The 16,028-nt window shown below is 66.3% G+C and carries 16 protein-coding genes; 10 read left to right on the top strand and 6 right to left on the bottom strand.

Going from position 1 to position 16,028, the window contains the following annotated elements; genetic code table 11:
* Positions 1-245: 245 nt before the first annotated feature.
* Together ASG03_RS15610 and ASG03_RS15605 are read left to right on the top strand one after the other, a co-directional pair.
* Positions 246-614 (top strand): Hpt domain-containing protein, encoded by a 369-nt coding sequence (locus ASG03_RS15610; protein ID WP_062473714.1) that lies wholly within the window; start codon positions 246-248, stop codon positions 612-614.
* Positions 615-856: 242 nt separating this feature from the next.
* Positions 857-1,177 (top strand): 2Fe-2S iron-sulfur cluster-binding protein, encoded by a 321-nt coding sequence (locus tag ASG03_RS15605; RefSeq protein WP_062473712.1) that lies wholly within the window; start codon positions 857-859, stop codon positions 1,175-1,177.
* A 424-nt stretch (positions 1,178-1,601) separates the two neighbouring features.
* Here the strand turns inward: ASG03_RS15605 and ASG03_RS15600 are convergent, their stop codons facing one another.
* Positions 1,602-2,240, bottom strand: a complete 639-nt coding sequence (locus ASG03_RS15600) for a DUF922 domain-containing Zn-dependent protease (RefSeq protein ID WP_062473710.1) — start codon at positions 2,238-2,240, stop codon at positions 1,602-1,604.
* A gap of 138 nt (positions 2,241-2,378) precedes the next feature.
* Here ASG03_RS15600 and folP point away from each other — a divergent pair, with 138 nt between their 5' ends.
* The 3 genes from folP to folK all read left to right on the top strand — a co-directional run bounded on the left by folP (position 2,379) and on the right by folK (position 4,210).
* Positions 2,379-3,242 carry a dihydropteroate synthase gene (folP, locus tag ASG03_RS15595; RefSeq protein WP_062694407.1) on the top strand — a complete coding sequence of 288 codons (864 nt, stop codon included), beginning with the start codon at positions 2,379-2,381 and terminating at the stop codon, positions 3,240-3,242.
* Positions 3,243-3,308: 66 nt separating this feature from the next.
* The gene (folB, locus tag ASG03_RS15590; RefSeq protein WP_062473706.1) at positions 3,309-3,683 is read left to right on the top strand and encodes a dihydroneopterin aldolase; all 375 of its coding nucleotides are present in this window, start codon (positions 3,309-3,311) and stop codon (positions 3,681-3,683) included.
* On the top strand, positions 3,680-4,210 hold the full coding sequence (gene folK / locus ASG03_RS15585; protein ID WP_062694405.1) for a 2-amino-4-hydroxy-6-hydroxymethyldihydropteridine diphosphokinase: 531 nt from the start codon (positions 3,680-3,682) through the stop codon (positions 4,208-4,210). The genes folB and folK overlap by 4 nt, the downstream gene beginning before the upstream one ends.
* A 77-nt stretch (positions 4,211-4,287) precedes the next feature.
* Here the strand turns inward: folK and ASG03_RS15580 are convergent, their stop codons facing one another.
* A complete protein-coding gene (locus tag ASG03_RS15580) occupies positions 4,288-4,845 on the bottom strand; it encodes a hypothetical protein (protein ID WP_062694403.1) in 558 nt (185 codons plus the stop codon).
* A gap of 284 nt (positions 4,846-5,129) precedes the next feature.
* Here ASG03_RS15580 and ASG03_RS15575 point away from each other — a divergent pair, with 284 nt between their 5' ends.
* Together ASG03_RS15575 and ASG03_RS15570 are read left to right on the top strand one after the other, a co-directional pair.
* Positions 5,130-6,005 carry a cytochrome b/b6 domain-containing protein gene (locus ASG03_RS15575; protein WP_062694401.1) on the top strand — a complete coding sequence of 292 codons (876 nt, stop codon included), beginning with the start codon at positions 5,130-5,132 and terminating at the stop codon, positions 6,003-6,005.
* Positions 6,002-6,793 carry a molybdopterin-dependent oxidoreductase gene (locus ASG03_RS15570; RefSeq protein ID WP_062694399.1) on the top strand — a complete coding sequence of 264 codons (792 nt, stop codon included), beginning with the start codon at positions 6,002-6,004 and terminating at the stop codon, positions 6,791-6,793. Before ASG03_RS15575 ends, ASG03_RS15570 begins: the two co-directional genes overlap by 4 nt.
* Positions 6,794-6,877: 84 nt before the next feature.
* Here ASG03_RS15570 and ASG03_RS15565 read toward each other — a convergent pair whose 3' ends face one another.
* The 3 genes from ASG03_RS15565 to ASG03_RS15555 form a co-directional block, all read right to left on the bottom strand.
* On the bottom strand, positions 6,878-7,933 hold the full coding sequence (locus ASG03_RS15565; RefSeq protein ID WP_062694397.1) for a YcjF family protein: 1,056 nt from the start codon (positions 7,931-7,933) through the stop codon (positions 6,878-6,880).
* On the bottom strand, positions 7,930-9,417 hold the full coding sequence (locus ASG03_RS15560) for a YcjX family protein (RefSeq protein WP_062694394.1): 1,488 nt from the start codon (positions 9,415-9,417) through the stop codon (positions 7,930-7,932). Before ASG03_RS15560 ends, ASG03_RS15565 begins: the two co-directional genes overlap by 4 nt.
* 196 nt (positions 9,418-9,613) lie before the next feature.
* On the bottom strand, positions 9,614-10,129 hold the full coding sequence (locus ASG03_RS15555; RefSeq protein ID WP_062694392.1) for a SixA phosphatase family protein: 516 nt from the start codon (positions 10,127-10,129) through the stop codon (positions 9,614-9,616).
* A gap of 358 nt (positions 10,130-10,487) precedes the next feature.
* On the opposite strand from ASG03_RS15555, the gene dksA reads away from it, so the two are divergent.
* Positions 10,488-10,907, top strand: coding sequence for an RNA polymerase-binding protein DksA (gene dksA / locus ASG03_RS15550; RefSeq protein WP_062473690.1), 420 nt, complete (start codon positions 10,488-10,490; stop codon positions 10,905-10,907).
* 204 nt (positions 10,908-11,111) lie between these two features.
* On the opposite strand, the gene ASG03_RS15545 is transcribed toward dksA, so the two are convergent.
* Complete coding sequence (locus ASG03_RS15545; protein WP_062694389.1) at positions 11,112-12,209, bottom strand: flagellar biosynthetic protein FliO; 1,098 nt, start codon at positions 12,207-12,209, stop codon at positions 11,112-11,114.
* 482 nt (positions 12,210-12,691) lie between these two features.
* Here ASG03_RS15545 and cckA point away from each other — a divergent pair, with 482 nt between their 5' ends.
* Positions 12,692-15,298, top strand: coding sequence for a cell cycle histidine kinase CckA (cckA, locus tag ASG03_RS15540; protein ID WP_062694387.1), 2,607 nt, complete (start codon positions 12,692-12,694; stop codon positions 15,296-15,298).
* A gap of 142 nt (positions 15,299-15,440) precedes the next feature.
* Positions 15,441-15,911 carry a DUF3828 domain-containing protein gene (locus ASG03_RS15535; RefSeq protein WP_062695226.1) on the top strand — a complete coding sequence of 157 codons (471 nt, stop codon included), beginning with the start codon at positions 15,441-15,443 and terminating at the stop codon, positions 15,909-15,911.
* The last annotated feature ends 117 nt before the right edge of the window (positions 15,912-16,028 follow it).

Below are 16,028 nucleotides of genomic sequence, written 5' to 3'. Positions count from 1 at the left end.
TAACGAAAAACACGCCTGCGAGGCTGCGAACTCCCTGCAATGCCGCATGTTTTCCCTTGTTAACCATAGTTGACGAAAGGCGCCCTGATTGCGCCCCGTTTTCATCTGATAGCAGCCGCGCTGCTGTGAAATCCACAGGAGACGCCGATGCGGCTGCAGGCCGGGCGCGCAGGGCCGAAAGGTGCCTGCCGATCCGGCGATCACGACAGACCGCAACGACGAAAACAGGACAAGGAACACCGCGCATGGCCGCCCTCAATATCGCCTTCGACAGTCCCGAAACGGCACTCGACCCGCTTCATGGACGCGGCCGCCCGATCGACCTCGAGCATCTTGCCCACCAGACGATGGGCGACAAGGCGCTGGAGCTCGAGGTGCTGCAGATGTTCGCGCGCCAGTCGCGCCAGATCGTCAAGACGTTGATGGACGGGGATGCCGAGGTCCGCAAGGCCGCCGCGCACCGCCTGAAGGGTGCAGCGCTTGCCGTCGGCGCGTTCCCGGTCGCCGAGGTCGCCGCCGGCGTCGAGGACCGCCCGGAGGAGGCCGAGGGGCTCGCTGCCTTGTCGTCGGCCGTGCTCGACGCCGAGATCTTCATCTTGAAGCTCTGCCGCTAGGCTGACGCTCCCCAAGCGCTGCTCATCGACGACTCTCTCGGGCGACCCTCCCGGGCGAGCCATGAGCAGCGCCCAAGGCGATCGCCGCGGAGCAGGCGGGAACGTGTCTTTGGAGAACAACCGACCTGTTTTCTTGACGGCCCGTGCGAAACAGTGTGAGAAAAACGGGCACCCCTTTTTGCGGGCGCCTTGCCTCCCGGCACCGGCGGTCCCGCGCAGTCAGCACTCGAGACCGCACCATCATGACAAAACTCAGCATCATCGCCTTCGACGGCACCCGCCACGACCTCGAGGTCCAGACGGGATCGACCGTCATGGAAAACGCTGTCCGCAACTCCGTGCCCGGTATCGAGGCCGAGTGCGGCGGGGCCTGCGCCTGCGCCACCTGTCATGTCTATGTCGACGAAGCCTGGGCGGCGGCCGTCGGAGCACCGGAAGCCATGGAAGAGGACATGCTGGATTTTGCCTATGATGTCCGCCCGACCTCGCGGCTGAGCTGTCAGATCAAGATGAGCGACACGCTGGATGGTCTCGTCGTTCACGTGCCGGAACGGCAGGCCTGATCGCGCCCTGTTCTGCGCCGTGTCACAAAAAAAAGCCCCGCCTGTCACAGGGACAAGCGGGGCAGGAGGGCGCATCGCACACAGGATCAGGGAGGGATCATCTGCGGCAACAGGATACGCCAGGAGAACAACGGGGCAGAGCAAGCATTTCCGATCGCGACGCGACCAAAAGTCCTGCAGCTCCTGCAATTTCATCATCAGCCTTACATCGAGAACGTCGCGGTTACGGCTCGCGTCTGCATCTCGGTGGCTTTTAAGCTTCGTCTATTCTTCGGTTTCGATAATGAGACTATAGCTCAACATCATCGTGTAGACTATCGCTAGAAATCACCAATGAGTTATTGCGCCCGTCCGTTGTGCGGACGTGCGGATTCCGAGCCGGCGTCGGGTTCATTCCGGCCTTGCGCGTTTGGAAAGAGGCGTCTTAGCGCCGTTCGGACCCGGCTTTCTTCAGGCGCTCGAGGCGATACTGGAGGAGCCGCACCATGCGGACGTCGAAGTTGACGGCTTCGCGCCGGTCGAAGGCGGCCTGGTCCTTGTCATGCGCGGCGATCGCGTCTTCGCTGACGCGGGCGACGCGCGCCTGCATGCGCTCGCAATCCGCTTCCGGCTGCAGGGAAAGGAGCGCCTTCTCCATGTCGCGCGCGTGATTGCGGGCAATCTCGGCGTGCCGTTCCTCATGGCGCTTGATATCGCTCGACAGCGTGTCCCAGACGAGCGCGAGATCGCGGCCGGCCTTGTTGCGGTTCGTCCACCGCGGCAGGATGAGCTTGGTGTTGAGCGTCACACGGGCGCTGCCGACGGCGCAGAGACGGCCGCGGCGGACATAGCTGACCGTGCCTCCGAACTTGATGCGCGTGGCGCCCGGATGGCGTGCGCCGGTCTCGCGCATCTGCGGACCCTGCGACGACAGGGCCGCGTCGAGTTCGGCCGCGGTGTGGCCGCCGACCGCGAAATAGGTGATCGTCTTGTTCATCACCGTTTCCGCGCCGGCCGAGAGCGGTTCCGAGAGCATCACGAGCGCAGCCAGCGGAACAAGAAGGTATTTGCGGGCCGTGTTCATGGATAAGCTGTCTCGACGGTTGATGTCGTCCGAAGCTTGGGGCATAGGCTGGGCAAGCGCAACTGGAAATGCCCGCCGCCTGCAAACAAGGTTAGCGCGGCTGCCCCACAAGGTCGGCCCTTGTCGCCGAGATCCGTCATGGTTGATTCCATCAAAGCCGCCGACCCGTTTTCCGCCTTCGAATGGTCGCTCGCGCACGGGCGCAGCCTGACGCTCGGTCCGCGCGGCATCCTCATGGCGATCGTCAACGTGACGCCGGACTCGTTTTCGGACGGCGGGGCTTTTCTCGACGGCGAGCGCGCATTCGCGCATGCGCGACACTGCCTGGAGGCGGGCGCCGAGATCCTCGACATCGGCGGCGAATCGACCCGACCGGGCGCCGATCCCGTGTCGGCGGCCGAGGAACAGGACCGCGTGCTTCCCGTGATCGCGCGCCTCCGGCGCGAAACGGACGCCGTGATCTCGGTCGACACCTATCGCGCGGAGACCGCGCGGCTGGCGCTGGCGGCCGGCGCGCACATCGTCAACGACGTGCACGGCCTGCAGCGCGAGCCCGACATTGCCGACGTCGTGGCCGCTGCAGGTGCCGCGGTCTGCATCATGCACACCGGCCGCGGGCGTGAGAAAGCCGTGGACGTGATCGAGGATCAGAGGATCTTCTTTCGACGGTCGCTGGAGATCGCGGCCTCGGCGGGGCTCGGTGCGGAGGCGATCGTGCTCGATCCCGGCTTCGGCTTTGCCAAGGACACCGCCGAAAACTGGGCGCTGATGGCACGGCTCGACGCGCTGCACGGGCTTGGCCACAAGCTTCTGATCGGCACATCGCGCAAGCGGTTCCTCGGTGCGGCGACCGGGCGGGAGGCGGACGCGCGCGGTGTTGCGACGGCCGCGACCACGACGGCCGCGCGCCTGGCCGGGGGTGCGATTTTTCGCGTCCACGACGTCGCTTTCAACAGGGATGCCCTGATGGTCGCAGATGCTATTCTGGCGGCACGACCCTGACGCCTCGACTTTTCCAAGCGGCCGGCCTCATGCCGGGACCGCCTTTCCTCGGCAGGAGACCTTGTGATGACGCCGACCTACACGATCACGCTCAAGAACTGCGCCTTCTTCGCGCGGCATGGCGTTCACGACGAGGAGGAGTTTCTCGGACAGCGCTTCTTCGTCGATGCCGAACTGGTGGTCGAACAGGGCTCGGCTCTCCGGGATGACCGGATCGAGGACACGGTGCATTACGGCATCGCCTTTGCCGAGATCGAGAAGATCATCACCGGCCGCAGGCGCTACCTCATCGAGGCTCTGGCGCTCGAGATCGCCGAAATGCTCTGTTCGCGCTGGCCGCAGATCCACCGGGCAAGGATTACCATCCGCAAACCGAATGCGCCCGTACCTGGCGTGCTCGACCATGTCGCGGTGACCGTCGAGCATGTCGCCAAGCCATGACCGCGATCGATGACGGACGATGGCACCAGGCAGCGATCGGGCTTGGAGGCAATATCGGCGACGCCGCGACCGCCATCGCGCGGGCGCTGGCGCAGCTCGACGCGCGTTCCGACGCGACGATTCTGGAGGTGTCGCGCCTCTACCGGACGCCGCCCTGGGGAAAGACCGATCAGGACTGGTTCTTCAATGCCTGCGCGGTGGTGCAGACGACGCTCGACCCGCTGGGGCTTCTCGAAGCCTGTCTCGACGTGGAAAAGGCGATGAAGCGGCTGCGGCTCGAACGCTGGGGACCGCGTACGATCGATCTCGACGTCCTGACCTACGATACGATCACGATGGAGACGCCGGAACTGACCCTGCCGCATCCGCGGATGACGTCGCGCGCCTTCGTGCTTCTGCCGCTGTGCGACATCCTGCCGGACCACGTGGTGGCCGGGCGGCGCATTGCGGCCTGGGCTGGGGATGCCGATGCGGCGGGGATCGAGCTGGCCGACGGTCGCGCGGACTGGTGGCGCGACCGGGTCTGAGTCCCATCACAGGATTCCCGGGCATGGGACCGCGGAAAGGCTCTGGCGGAAAGCCGGAGACGGCGTCCCGGTCCGGTCTAGCGGATCGCGCCCACGGCCATCGAATCGGTCTGGCGTGTCAGGGCGACGCCGATGACGGGAACCATGGTCTCGTCGACCTTGACGGAAATGGTGATGTTGAGCAGCGAAGGATCGGACATACGGGCGATCATCGCCCCGTTCAGCTTCTTGCGGTTGATGCCGACGACGATCTTGTCCTTCGAGACATTGCCCGACACGATGTCGAGGCCCTTGCCGTCGGCGCCGTCGAGGAACGTGCCGGTGTAGCTGTTGCCCTTCTGGCTGATGACGGCCGACATCGGCTGCTTGAAGACGCCTACACGGCAGAAGCCGTCCAGCTTGATGCCGGTGGCCTCGGTGGGTTCCCCCGAGAGTTCGCAGGTGAATTTCGTGCCCTTGTACTTGCCGGCGACGATTTCGCCGGGGCCTTTCCACTGGCCGCCGACCTGCTCGAAGAAGGCCTTGTCGCGGCCTTCGGCAAGCGCCGGGGCAGGGACGGCAGCCAGGGCCGAAAGGGTCAATGCGGCGATACAGGCGGCAGGGCCGCGCGCGATCAAAGAAGGGCGCGAAAACATGGGCGATCCTTGAGGGTCGGTGTCGAGAACGTGATGTGACATTGGCACTTGAATGGTTAATGGAGCGTTTCAGTCGGGCAAACGGCGCGCGCAAACCGCGACGATCCGAGAGAGCGCTGCAGATTTGCAACGCTTTCTCTCCGTCGCGGCCACGCGCACTTGCCATGGCCCGTGCTCGGGCATTTTGGTAGGCTGCAGCATGCGCCTTCAACACGCGCCTTCACTATGCGCTTTCACTATGCGCTGGGGATCGCAAGCGGCGATCACGGCGGGGGAGATCATCGATGACGCCTGTTTCCGAGGAAGCCGGTTCCGGCACGACACGCAAAGGTCGGCTGATCTACCGGCATGGGATCATGACGCGGCTGACGCACTGGGCGTGGGCCGTCGCGCTCTTCTTTCTGCTCCTGAGCGGCCTGCAGATCTTCAACGCCCATCCGACCCTCTATATCGGGGCGCAATCGGGCTTTGCCTTCGACAACAGCGTCCTGAAAATGGATGCGATCTATGGGCCGGATGGCCAGCCGCAGGGCCGCACGACGGTGCTCGGCCACAGCTTCGACACGAGCGGCATGTTCGGCATGAGCGGGCCGGCGGAAAACCCCTCCTATCGCGGGTTCCCGGCCTGGGCGACGATCCCGTCCTATCAGGATCTCGCCACGGGTCGCGTCGTGCATTTCTTCTTTGCCTGGGTGCTCGCAATTACGCTGCTCGTCTGGCTCGTTTCCGCGATCGCCACCCGCCGTCTGCGGCGCGACCTCCTGCCGTCGGGCCGGGAGCTCCGTCACATTCCGCGCGATATCGCCGACCATGCCCGCCTGCGGTTTCGGCATGACGGCCGCTACAACGTTCTGCAGAAGCTGTCCTACGGGGGCGTGCTCTTCGTGCTCTTTCCCCTGGTGATCCTGACAGGGCTGTCGATGTCGCCGACGATGAATGCCGCATGGCCGTTCCTGCTCGATCTCTTCGGCGGACGCCAGACGGCGCGCACGCTGCATTTTGCCTGCATGCTGGCGCTCGTCCTGTTTTTCGTGGTGCATCTCCTCATGGTGTTGCTGGCAGGGCCGCTGAACGAGTTGCGCTCGATCATCACGGGGCGCTACCGCACGCGGGACGATGCGCTTGCGACCGAGGCCGTTTCCGGAGATCCGAGATCATGAGCCGAACCTTCCTTGCCAATCGCCGCCGCTTCCTCACGCTTGCCGGCGTGGCCGCCTCCACCGTGCCGCTGTCGGGCTGCGACGCCTTCGATGGTCTCCTCTCGGGCGACAGTGCCGTCCGCCGGACGCTCGCCTCGGCCAACAGCCTCAGCTATCGCGTCCAGCGCATGCTGGCGGGCGACAGGCTCGCGCCGGAGTTTTCCGCCACCGAGATCCGGCAGGGGCAGCGTCCCAACGGCTCCACCGATCCGAACGGCGCCGACTATCTCGCGATGAAGGCTGCAGCGTTCGCGACCTACAGGCTGCCGGTCACAGGGCTGGTGGAAAAGCCGCTCGACCTCGGCCTCGACGAGATCCGTGCCATGCCTGCGCGGACCCAGATCACCCGCCATGACTGCGTCGAGGGCTGGAGCTGCATCGCCAAATGGACCGGCGTCCCGCTCGCGACCATCCTCGACGAGGCCAGGGTGCGGCCGGAAGCCCGCTATGTCGTGGTCCGCTGTTACGACGCGATGGATCTCGGACGGGGCGGACCGACGCCCTACTACGAATCGATCGACCTGCTCGACGCCCGCCACCCGCAGACCATTCTGGCCTATGGCTGCAACGACGAGACCCTCTCGGTGGCAAACGGTGCGCCGCTGCGCATGCGGGTCGAGCGGCAACTGGGCTACAAGATGCCGAAATACATCAAGTCGATCGAACTTGCCGCGACGCTGGCCCCCTATGGCGGCGGCAAGGGCGGTTTCTGGGAAGACGTCGGCTACGACTGGTATGGCGGCATCTGAGCGGTCGACCGCGCTCTCGCCCGGCTTTCCCGGCCTTTCAGCCCACGGTCCGCCCGCGCTGATCCTGCCGCGGCCGAACCGGTGTCAGACGTCGTCCACGACCGGCTTTCTCTGGCCGGGCGTGAGGTCGCCGATGAAGTCGCCGACGCCCGGGCGCTTGAGGGCGCGGAAGGGCATGGGGCGGCAGAGATCCATGGCGGCGATGCCGATGCGGGCCGTCATGAGGCCGTTGACGACGCCTTCGCCAAGGCGGGCCGACAGCTTGGATGCGATGCCGTGACCAAGGACCTGCTGGACGAGACCGTCGCCGACGGCAATCGACCCGGTGACGGCGAGGTGGGCGAGGACATCGCGGATGAGGCGGACAAGGCCGAGCGTCCCCGGCCGGCCACCGTAGAGATCGGCCATCGCGCGAATGAGGCGCGACGATTCGAACACCACATAGCCGAGATCGACCAGGGCACGGGGGCTGACCGCCGTGACGATCGAGACGCGCTTGGAGGCGTTGAGGATGAGGGCGCGCGCTTCCCGGTCGAGCGGCGTCAAGAGTTCGCGCTCGGCAAGGTCGATCAGGTGGGGGCCATCGATGATCTCGCCCTCGGTCGCCTTCAGCCGCTCGCGGCCGCGGGCGGTCTCCGGGCGCGCGGCGAGATGGTGCACGAGGTCCGCCACGGTCTTGCGCGCGACCGCATGACCGCTTGCCGCGACCGCGGCGCTCACCTCCGCCTTCAGGGCCTGGACGGCCTTCAGCCGCATCAGGCCGAGCACCTCCCGGCCGATGATGCCGAGAACCGCGAGCACGACGATGGCGGCGGCGGCGATGGCGATGAAGCCGAGCGCGTCATTGCGCGAGAACAGGTCGCGCACGAGGCTGTCGATCCAGAGACCGAGGGCGAGCGACACGAGGACGCCGAGCGCGCTGAAGGCGAGCTTTGCCAGCGAGAAGCGCCGTTTCGGACGTCGTTCCTGCAGCGCCGTGACGACCGGGGTCGCGAGCGTGGTCTCGGCGAAGGGGTCCTCTGCGTCCGGCGTCAGGACGACGCCGTCACCGAAGCTTGCGGGCGCGCGCTTCGGTTGCGGGCTTGCCGGCGGTTCTCCCTCGATGGTGAAGGCGGCGGGTCGGCGGGGAAGGTCGCTCATGCGAGACGGTCTCCGAACAGGAACTGCATGGCCCGATCAAGCCGGATATGCGGGACGGACAGCTTCAGCCCGCCGCCGGTCTCCTCGATATGGGGCGGACGGAAGCGCACGAAGTTCACCTCCGGCGCGTGGTCCGGCCCGTGGTCCCGCTCGGGGCCAGGCCCGGACCCAGCCAGTCCCTCGGCGTGCTTGCGAAACAGCGTGTCGGGATCGCGCGGCAGGTCGCCCGGAAAGATCGCCGTCTTGCGCTCGCCGTCGAAGAGTTCGCCATTGATGCGTTCGCCGGCGATGGGCGTACCCACGATGACCGGCAGGGGGTGGCCATCATGGTTGACGGTCGCCTCGCGCGTGGCGCGCACCGATGCGAGCGCCATGACCTCGACGCCGGCACCGCTTCCACCGATGCGTTCCACCGCCCGGGCGACGATGCGCGCCGTGATGCGTTCCAGCCGGTCGTGGCTCTCGTGATGCAGGTGGTCGGCCTTGGTCGCGGCGATGAGCACCTTGTCGATGCGGCGGGTGAGAAAGGACGACAGGAAAGAATTCGTTCCCGGCTGGAAGCAGCCCATGACGTCGGCCAGAGCATTTTCCAGATCGAGCAGGGCCTCGGGGCCACGGTTGATCGCCTGCAGCGCGTCCACGAGAACGATCTGCCGGTCGAGGCGGGCAAAGTGCTCGCGGAAAAAGGGCTTCACGACATGGGTCTTATAGGCCTCGTAGCGGCGCTCCATCATGGCGTGTAGCGAGCCGGACGCGGCGCGGCCGTCCGGCAGATCCGGCAGCGGGGCGAAGGTGAGGGCGGGGGAGCCCTCGAGATCGCCCGGCATCAGGAAGCGCCCGGGCGGCAGGGTCGACAGCGAGCGCTCGTCCGTGCGGCAGGCGCGCAGATACCGCGTGAAGGCGTCGGCCAGCGCGCGCGTGCGTGCTTCGTCCGCCTCCGCGCCGGCCTGCGTGGTGTCGCAGAGCGCCAGCCATTCGGCGGACAGCTCGCGGCGGATGCCGCTGCGGGCCCGCGCGACCGTGGCGGCACTGAACTGGCGGTAGTCCTGCGAGAGCAGCGGCAGGTCGAGCAGCCATTCGCCGGGATAGTCGACGATGTCGATGGACAGGCGGCCGGGCGAAAACATGCGGTTCCAGCCGCTGGCGCTTTCATAATCGAGCGTGATCCGCAGCTGCGAGATGGCGCGGGTCGAATCCGGCCAGACGCGGTCGCGCACCAGGGCCGTGATGTGATCCTCGTACTGGAACCGCGGCACGGCATCGTCGGGCTGCGGCTCCAGACGGATCTTCGACACGCGACCCGAGCGAACGGGCTCAAACACCGGGAGGCGGCCGCCGTTCAGGAGATTGTGGACGAGGGAGGAGATGAACACCGTCTTGCCCGCCCGCGACAGGCCGGTAACGCCGAGGCGCACGGAGGGATTGACCAGCCCGGCGGCGCGATCGGTGAGGGTATCCAGAGCGAGCTTCGCATCATCGGACATGCGGGTAAGAAATGACACGCGGCGGGGCTTCCCTCTTGAGAAATCGATGGTATGCGCGGATATCCGGGCCGCAGCGACCCGGATGCGGGACGACGTTGGGGCCGGAGACCCGGATGCGATATAGGGAGCCGCACGCTCTGCGGAAAGATGAACGGGACGGTTCTCGAGACCGGGCGGCCGGTCGCATCCTCGCGGTTTATGGTTTCAGAACCGCCACGAGCCGGCTCGGACGCTCGTCCGGGGCGGCATCCCGCCTGCGGGCGATCGCGACGACCATTCCCGGCAGGAAACCTGTCGGCAGGGCGCCCGCCGCGACCGTCGTGCCGAGACACTCCCAGGCCAATTGCTCGAGGATCGGGTTGTGCCCGACGATCGTCAGCGGCCGGCCAGGGTCGGCTGACGCGCTGTGGTCGTCGATGGCGGCGAGATAGGCATCGAGCCCGCCATCGTAGAGCGGTTGCGCAAAGGAGATCGATGCCGAGGGCGCGGCGCCCTGCAGAATGCTGGCGGTTTCGCGGCAGCGGCGTGCGGGCGAGGCGGTGATGTCGCCGAGAGACCAGCCTTGGTTCGCGAAGAGGTCGGCAACGCGCGCCGCGTCGCTCCGGCCGACATCGTCGAGGGTCCGGTCGAAATCCCTTTCTCCGGCCCTTGGGGCTGCCGCACGCGCATGACGCACGAGAAACAGGGCGGGATGGGACATTTCGGACGACATGGATCGGGCACCGGACGACTGCGATCCGGTCTTGTCTCCCGCGCGCCGGCAAAGATCAAGCGTCCTCGCGAATTCCCGCGAGCGTTGCGGGGACGACCTGACGGGCGCGCGAAAAACTTTGCCCGTTTTTTGGGCCGCGATTGTATCCTGTGTGATCCCGAACCTGGCGTGGCAAGGCAGCGCGTCGGCGTCGACCCATCGGGTCACTGTCATGGTCTTGTAATTCTGGTGAAATATGAGGCCGCTAGCTTCGTTTTCGAGCAATTTGAAATATGCGCGTGGCTCTTGCTGAGACTTGAAACACGCAGTTCATAGGTCTATAGACCCGCCGCATGAGATGTTCTTCAGGAGAATCGCGTTGAGTGAGAAGATCGATCTTGGTACCTTCGTTCTTTCCGAAGACGATGAATTCATGAATTCCAACCAGCGCGCCTATTTCAGGGCGAAGCTGAATGCCTGGAAGAACGATATTCTCCGGGAAGCGCGCGAAACGCTGGGCCACCTTGCCGAAGAAAGCGCCAACCACCCCGATCTTGCCGACCGCGCCTCTTCGGAAACCGATCGTGCCATCGAGTTGCGCGCGCGGGACCGCCAGCGCAAGCTGATCTCCAAGATCGACGCCGCCTTGCAGCGGATCGACGAGGGCACATACGGTTACTGCGAGGAAACGGGAGAGCCGATCGGCCTGCGCCGCCTCGACGCCCGTCCGATCGCCACCCTCTCCATCGAAGCGCAGGAACGCCACGAGCGTCGCGAGAAGGTCTATCGCGACGAGTGATCGTTCGCCCCGACCGATCCGTCCTGTCCCCCTGCCAAATGGTCGCCTCCGGCGGCCATTTTTCGTGACGAACGAGGCGCTTGTCACGTCAGCCTGGTGTCGGACGTGTCGCGCACAGGTCTTTCAGGACACCGGTAGTTCTTTCAGGAGACGGGCGGTGGTTCACCGGGCATGATCGCTTCGTCGCGAAACGCGACCGACGCCTTACGCCTTTCGGTCGTTCCCCATCTCGCTGAGCATGCGGTTCATCTCTTCCTCCAGCGTTGGCTCCTTGCGCGGCGCGGCGCGGGGCGCTTCGATCGAGGGCGCGCGGGGTGCGGGGTCCGCTGCGAGGCGGCCGAGATCCCCGGAAATCTGCGCGTCGAGCAGGCGCTCGAAATCGCGGGCCTCGTCGCGCCTGCCGGCTTCGGCTGCTGCGGGACCGCCCTTGGCCGCAGTTGCGGGGGGCGACGATAGCACTGGGGATGTCGCATGCGACGGGGCCACCGCGGCGGGCGCCGCGGCGATCTGCGGAAGAACGCGCGCACGGGCGGCCTCGAGGATGTCTTCGGGCGCGGCGCGGGGTGCGGGCGCTGCTGCGCGCGGGGTCGTGCTGGGCGATACAACGGCGCGGGGGTCGGGCGCGGTTCGGGGGGCGCTTGCTTCCTCTCCGTAGAGCGCCTGGCCCATGTTGGACACGCCCGTCGCGGCGACGGCCGGAGACGGTGCGGCCGGGCTGGATGGGCGCGCCACGGGACGGGTGTCCTGCCGGGTCTCGAGACGCGCGTCTTGCCGCGCATCGGGCCGCGCCTCGGGCCTGGCTTCGTTGCGGGCATCAGGCCGGGCGGGCGGTCGCGGCTCGGCACGGGTCTCCGCCGGTCGCTCCTGCGCGATCCGTGCGGCGGGCGCGGGCAGGGCGTCGGCCCGCGGGGGTCGGGCAAGGTTCGCCGGCGCGGCTTGAGGGGCGATCCGGGCCGCCGAGGGTGCGGCTGTGATCGCTGCGTTTCCGGCGTTCATCGGTTCCAGTCCCGGATTGGCGCCGACGATCCGGCTTTCGATGACGATATCGGTCGGACCGCCGATCATGATGAGATGCTCGACATCGTCGCGACGCACGAGAACGAGGCGTCGGCGGGTGTCCACCGCGGCAGCATCGAGGACGGCGAGGCGGGGCTGGCGATTTTTGCCGCCGCGGATGAAGGGCGACGAGGCGCGATTGCGCATGAACCAGAGGACGGCCACGAGCAGCAGCAGCCCGGCAGCCACGGCGACGGCCGCGATGATGAACCGACCGCCGTTGTTGCCGACGACATCTTCAAACATCTTCGCTCTCCTCGTCTGAAACGGACGGCGTGGGACGACGCCGTAAAATGGGAATTGACGTCTTTTTGCCGGTGGAAACAAGCCGTGAGAACGCGTTGTCCCGGTAAATGGAGCGGGAGGCGATTGCGTCCAGAGATCGAGGGGTGGAAAACCGGCCGCATCGCGCAAATCGCGGCGGACGCTTCCGCTCCGGTGCCGACGGTTGCGGGGGCAGGCTGAGGCGGTCCTCTCGGGACGTATGTCTTAGCGGGCAAGCGACGGGGCACGCACGCGGCCGAAGGCCGGAACCCGTGCCGGAATAGGTCCCGTTCGGCTACGATCCCGAGATTCCTTGTGAATTCGGATCGGTTTTGTCCCGGTAACCCCCTGAGAACGCTTTGTCAGACGGACGCCGGCTGATAAAGAGAATCGACCAATGACGTCGCATGCGCGGACCTTTCATGGGCCGGGACCCTTCAGGCGGCGGGGCAACGAGGACCCTGATGACGAAACTGCGACAGGCAGACGAGTATCGCATGCCGATCGTCGATCGGGGAACGCGTCCGGGGACCGTGCTGCGCATCGTGCTTCTGGCGATCGTGCTGATCGCCTCGGCAGCGACGTTCGTGATCTTCAAGAACCAGCTCGGCAACGAGGTCGTCCTCGGCATTCTCGGCATCCTGGCGATGGTGGGCATCTTCTTCCTCGTGTCCGCCGTGATCGGTTTCATCGAGGTGATGCCGCAGTCGCGCCCCGACGAGCTCGCGCGCGCCTTTCTGGACGGGCATCCCGAGGGCACGCTGATCACCGACCGCAAGGGACGGATCGTCTATGCCAACGCCGCCTATGGCGCGCTGACCGGCACGGAGAAGGCGACCGACGTGCAGTCGCTCGAGACCATTCTCTCGCGTGATCGCGAAGCGACCGAGGCGATCTACCGGCTGACGAACGGACTGCGCGAGGGCAAGGCCGGCCACGAGGAATTCCGGCTGATGAAGCCGTTGCGCGCGGCCGGCGGGTCGGCCGGCTCGGGTGCGCACTGGTTCCGGCTGAAGGCGCGCGTGCTGCCGCTGGAAGATGCCGACCGCAATCCGCTCTACATCTGGCAGATTTCCGACATCACGGCCGATCGGGACGACCAGGAGCGCTTCTTCAAGGAGCTGCAGAACGCCATCGACTATCTCGACCATGCGCCGGCCGGCTTCTTCTCGGCGGGCAAGAAGGGCGAGATCTTCTATATCAACGCGACGCTTGCCGACTGGCTGGGTCTGGACCTCACGAAGTTCCAGCCCGGCTCGATGACCATCGCGGATCTCGTGGCAGGCGAGGGGCTGGCGCTGGTGCAGTCGGTCCAGGCGGATCCCGGCCTGCGCAAGACGAAAACGCTCGATCTCGACCTTCGCCGCGCCAACGGACAGAGCTTTGCCGTGCGCATGGTGCACCGGGTTTCGTCTGCCCGCGACGGAGCGCCCGGCGAAAGCCGGACCATCGTGCTGGCCCGCACGGTGGACGAGGAGGCCGATCCGTCCGCCTCGCTTGCGGCCATCCGCTTCACGCGATTCTTCAACAACACGCCCATGGCGATTGCCTCCGTCGACGGCAACGGCCGGATCCTGCGCACCAATGCGCCGTTCCTGAAGCTCTTCTCCGGCGTCGTGTCGCAGGACGACATGGAGCGCGGCGCGCTGCTGGAGAGCGTGGCCCGCGTTTCCGAGCGTGGCCGCCTGCAGGAGGCGCTGGCTGCGGCCAAGGATCGGCAGAGTGATATCGCGCCGCTCGACCTGCCGCATCCGACCGACGACCAGCGATTCTTCCGCTTCTACGTCAACGCCGTGATCGACCAGAGCGAGCAGGCGCCCGAAGAAGCGGCGATCGTCTATGCGGTGGAGATCACCGAGCAGAAGGCGCTGGAGACCCAGATGGCCCAGACGCAGAAGATGAATGCGGTGGGAACGCTGGCCGGCGGCATTGCGCACGACTTCAACAACGTGCTGACCGCCATCCTCCTGTCGTCCGACCACCTTCTGCTCTCCGCCCGGCCATCGGACGCGAGCTTTGCCGACCTGATGGAGATCAAGCGGAACGCCAACCGCGCGGCGGTGCTGGTGCGCCAGCTGCTCGCCTTCTCGCGCAAGCAGACCATGCGGCCGACGGTCCTGAACATGACGGATGTCATCGGCGACCTGCGCATGCTGGTCGACCGCATGACTGGAACGCATGTGAAGCTCGAGGTCGAGTATGGCCGTGACCTCTGGCCGGTCCGCACAGACCTCGGCCAGTTCGAGCAGGTGCTGATCAATCTGGCGGTCAACGCCCGCGACGCCATGCCGAACGGCGGCACGATCACGATCCGGACGCGCAATCTTCCGGCCGACGAGGCGGCGGCGCTGAACCGGCGCGAGCTTCCGGCGGAGGATTTCGTGATCGTCGAGGTCAGCGACGAGGGCACGGGCATCGCGCCCGAGATCGTCGACAAGATTTTCGAACCGTTCTTCACCACCAAGGAGGTCGGCAAGGGAACGGGCCTCGGCCTCTCCATGGTGTACGGCATCGTCAAGCAGTCCGGCGGGTTCATCTATCCGGAATCCGAAGTCGGCAAGGGCACGACGTTCCGCATCCTTCTGCCGCGCTTCATCGAGGAGGCGCTGCCGGCCTCCGGCGAGGCCGGGGCGGCTGACCAGGCGTCGACGATCGCGACCTCCGCGCCTGCCAAGGCCGAGGAGCCGACGGACCTGACCGGCGACAGCGCCATCGTTCTGCTCGTCGAGGACGAGGAGGCCGTGCGCCGCGGTGGCAAGCGCATGCTGGAAACACGGGGATACAAGGTCTACGAAGCGGGCTCCGGCGTCGAGGCGCTGGAAGTGATGGAAGAGCTGAACGGCATGGTCGACATCGTGGTGTCCGACGTCGTCATGCCCGAGATGGACGGGCCGTCGCTCCTGCGGGAGCTGCGCAAGACCTATCCCGACCTCAAGTTCATCTTCGTGTCGGGCTATGCGGAGGACGCCTTTGCGCGCAACCTGCCGGCCGATGCGAAATTCGGCTTCCTGCCGAAGCCGTTCTCGCTGAAGCAGCTGGCTGTGGCCGTACGCGAGATGCTGGACAGCTAGCGTGCCCGCGCGACGCGGTCGTTGACGGCCCTGGGCCAGACTAGGGACGGCCCTGAGACGGCCCTGGCCGTGTCGCTCGGTCATGGACAACTGAAATGCTGCGACACGGTCCATGGTGGCCGTCAACGATCGGGATCTGTCGATGCGTCTGCTGCTGCTTCTCCTCGGTACGGTTCTCGTGCTGTTTACCGCCGGGCCGAGCCTCGCGGACACCTTCAAGACGCCCGAGGCCCTGATCCGGGCGCTCTATCGTTACGACCCGGACGACACGGATGCGGAAGCGCCATCGCCTTATACGCCCTTCTTCTCGGATGCGCTGAACGCCCGCTTCCAGGCCGACCGCGATCGCACGCCCGACGGCGAGGTCGGCGCGATCGACTTCGATCCGGTGATTTCCGGCAATGACGGCCGCGCGCGACATGTGACGCTCAGCCCGCCGATCGTCATCGATGACCGGGCCGAGCTGGAGGTGAGCTTCGAAAATGGGGAACGGGTGACGCTCTACTACACGCTGGTCCGGGAGCATGGCGGCTGGAAGGTCGACGATATCGCCAACCAGCAGGGCGACGTGCCCTGGAGCCTGACCGGGCTGTTGGACGACGCCAACAGGTGAGGCGGCGCCGAAGGCGAGCCGGAGCAGATAGCGAGCAAGAATCCAGGCGAGACGGAAAGCAGGCGAGACGGCAAGCACGCGAGACGGGGACGGTGCACCCGTCTCGCTGGTGCCTTG

This window comes from Rhizobium sp. Leaf341 (assembly GCF_001424325.1).
In the GTDB taxonomy this organism is placed as follows: domain Bacteria; phylum Pseudomonadota; class Alphaproteobacteria; order Rhizobiales; family Rhizobiaceae; genus Ferranicluibacter.
This window is presented reverse-complemented; position numbering and strand designations above follow the sequence as displayed.

Excerpts from the sequence above, each read along its gene's own strand:
- ASG03_RS15610 (WP_062473714.1), top strand. The coding sequence starts at position 246 with ATGGCCGCCCTCAATATCGCCTTCGACAGTCCCGAAACGGCACTCGAC.
- ASG03_RS15605 (WP_062473712.1), top strand. The coding sequence starts at position 857 with ATGACAAAACTCAGCATCATCGCCTTCGACGGCACCCGCCACGACCTC.
- ASG03_RS15600 (WP_062473710.1), bottom strand. The coding sequence starts at position 2,240 with ATGAACACGGCCCGCAAATACCTTCTTGTTCCGCTGGCTGCGCTCGTG.
- folP (WP_062694407.1), top strand. The coding sequence starts at position 2,379 with ATGGTTGATTCCATCAAAGCCGCCGACCCGTTTTCCGCCTTCGAATGG.
- folB (WP_062473706.1), top strand. The coding sequence starts at position 3,309 with ATGACGCCGACCTACACGATCACGCTCAAGAACTGCGCCTTCTTCGCG.
- folK (WP_062694405.1), top strand. The coding sequence starts at position 3,680 with ATGACCGCGATCGATGACGGACGATGGCACCAGGCAGCGATCGGGCTT.
- ASG03_RS15580 (WP_062694403.1), bottom strand. The coding sequence starts at position 4,845 with ATGTTTTCGCGCCCTTCTTTGATCGCGCGCGGCCCTGCCGCCTGTATC.
- ASG03_RS15575 (WP_062694401.1), top strand. The coding sequence starts at position 5,130 with ATGACGCCTGTTTCCGAGGAAGCCGGTTCCGGCACGACACGCAAAGGT.
- ASG03_RS15570 (WP_062694399.1), top strand. The coding sequence starts at position 6,002 with ATGAGCCGAACCTTCCTTGCCAATCGCCGCCGCTTCCTCACGCTTGCC.
- ASG03_RS15565 (WP_062694397.1), bottom strand. The coding sequence starts at position 7,933 with ATGAGCGACCTTCCCCGCCGACCCGCCGCCTTCACCATCGAGGGAGAA.
- ASG03_RS15560 (WP_062694394.1), bottom strand. The coding sequence starts at position 9,417 with ATGTCCGATGATGCGAAGCTCGCTCTGGATACCCTCACCGATCGCGCC.
- ASG03_RS15555 (WP_062694392.1), bottom strand. The coding sequence starts at position 10,129 with ATGTCGTCCGAAATGTCCCATCCCGCCCTGTTTCTCGTGCGTCATGCG.
- ASG03_RS15545 (WP_062694389.1), bottom strand. The coding sequence starts at position 12,209 with ATGTTTGAAGATGTCGTCGGCAACAACGGCGGTCGGTTCATCATCGCG.
- cckA (WP_062694387.1), top strand. The coding sequence starts at position 12,692 with ATGACGAAACTGCGACAGGCAGACGAGTATCGCATGCCGATCGTCGAT.
- ASG03_RS15535 (WP_062695226.1), top strand. The coding sequence starts at position 15,441 with ATGCGTCTGCTGCTGCTTCTCCTCGGTACGGTTCTCGTGCTGTTTACC.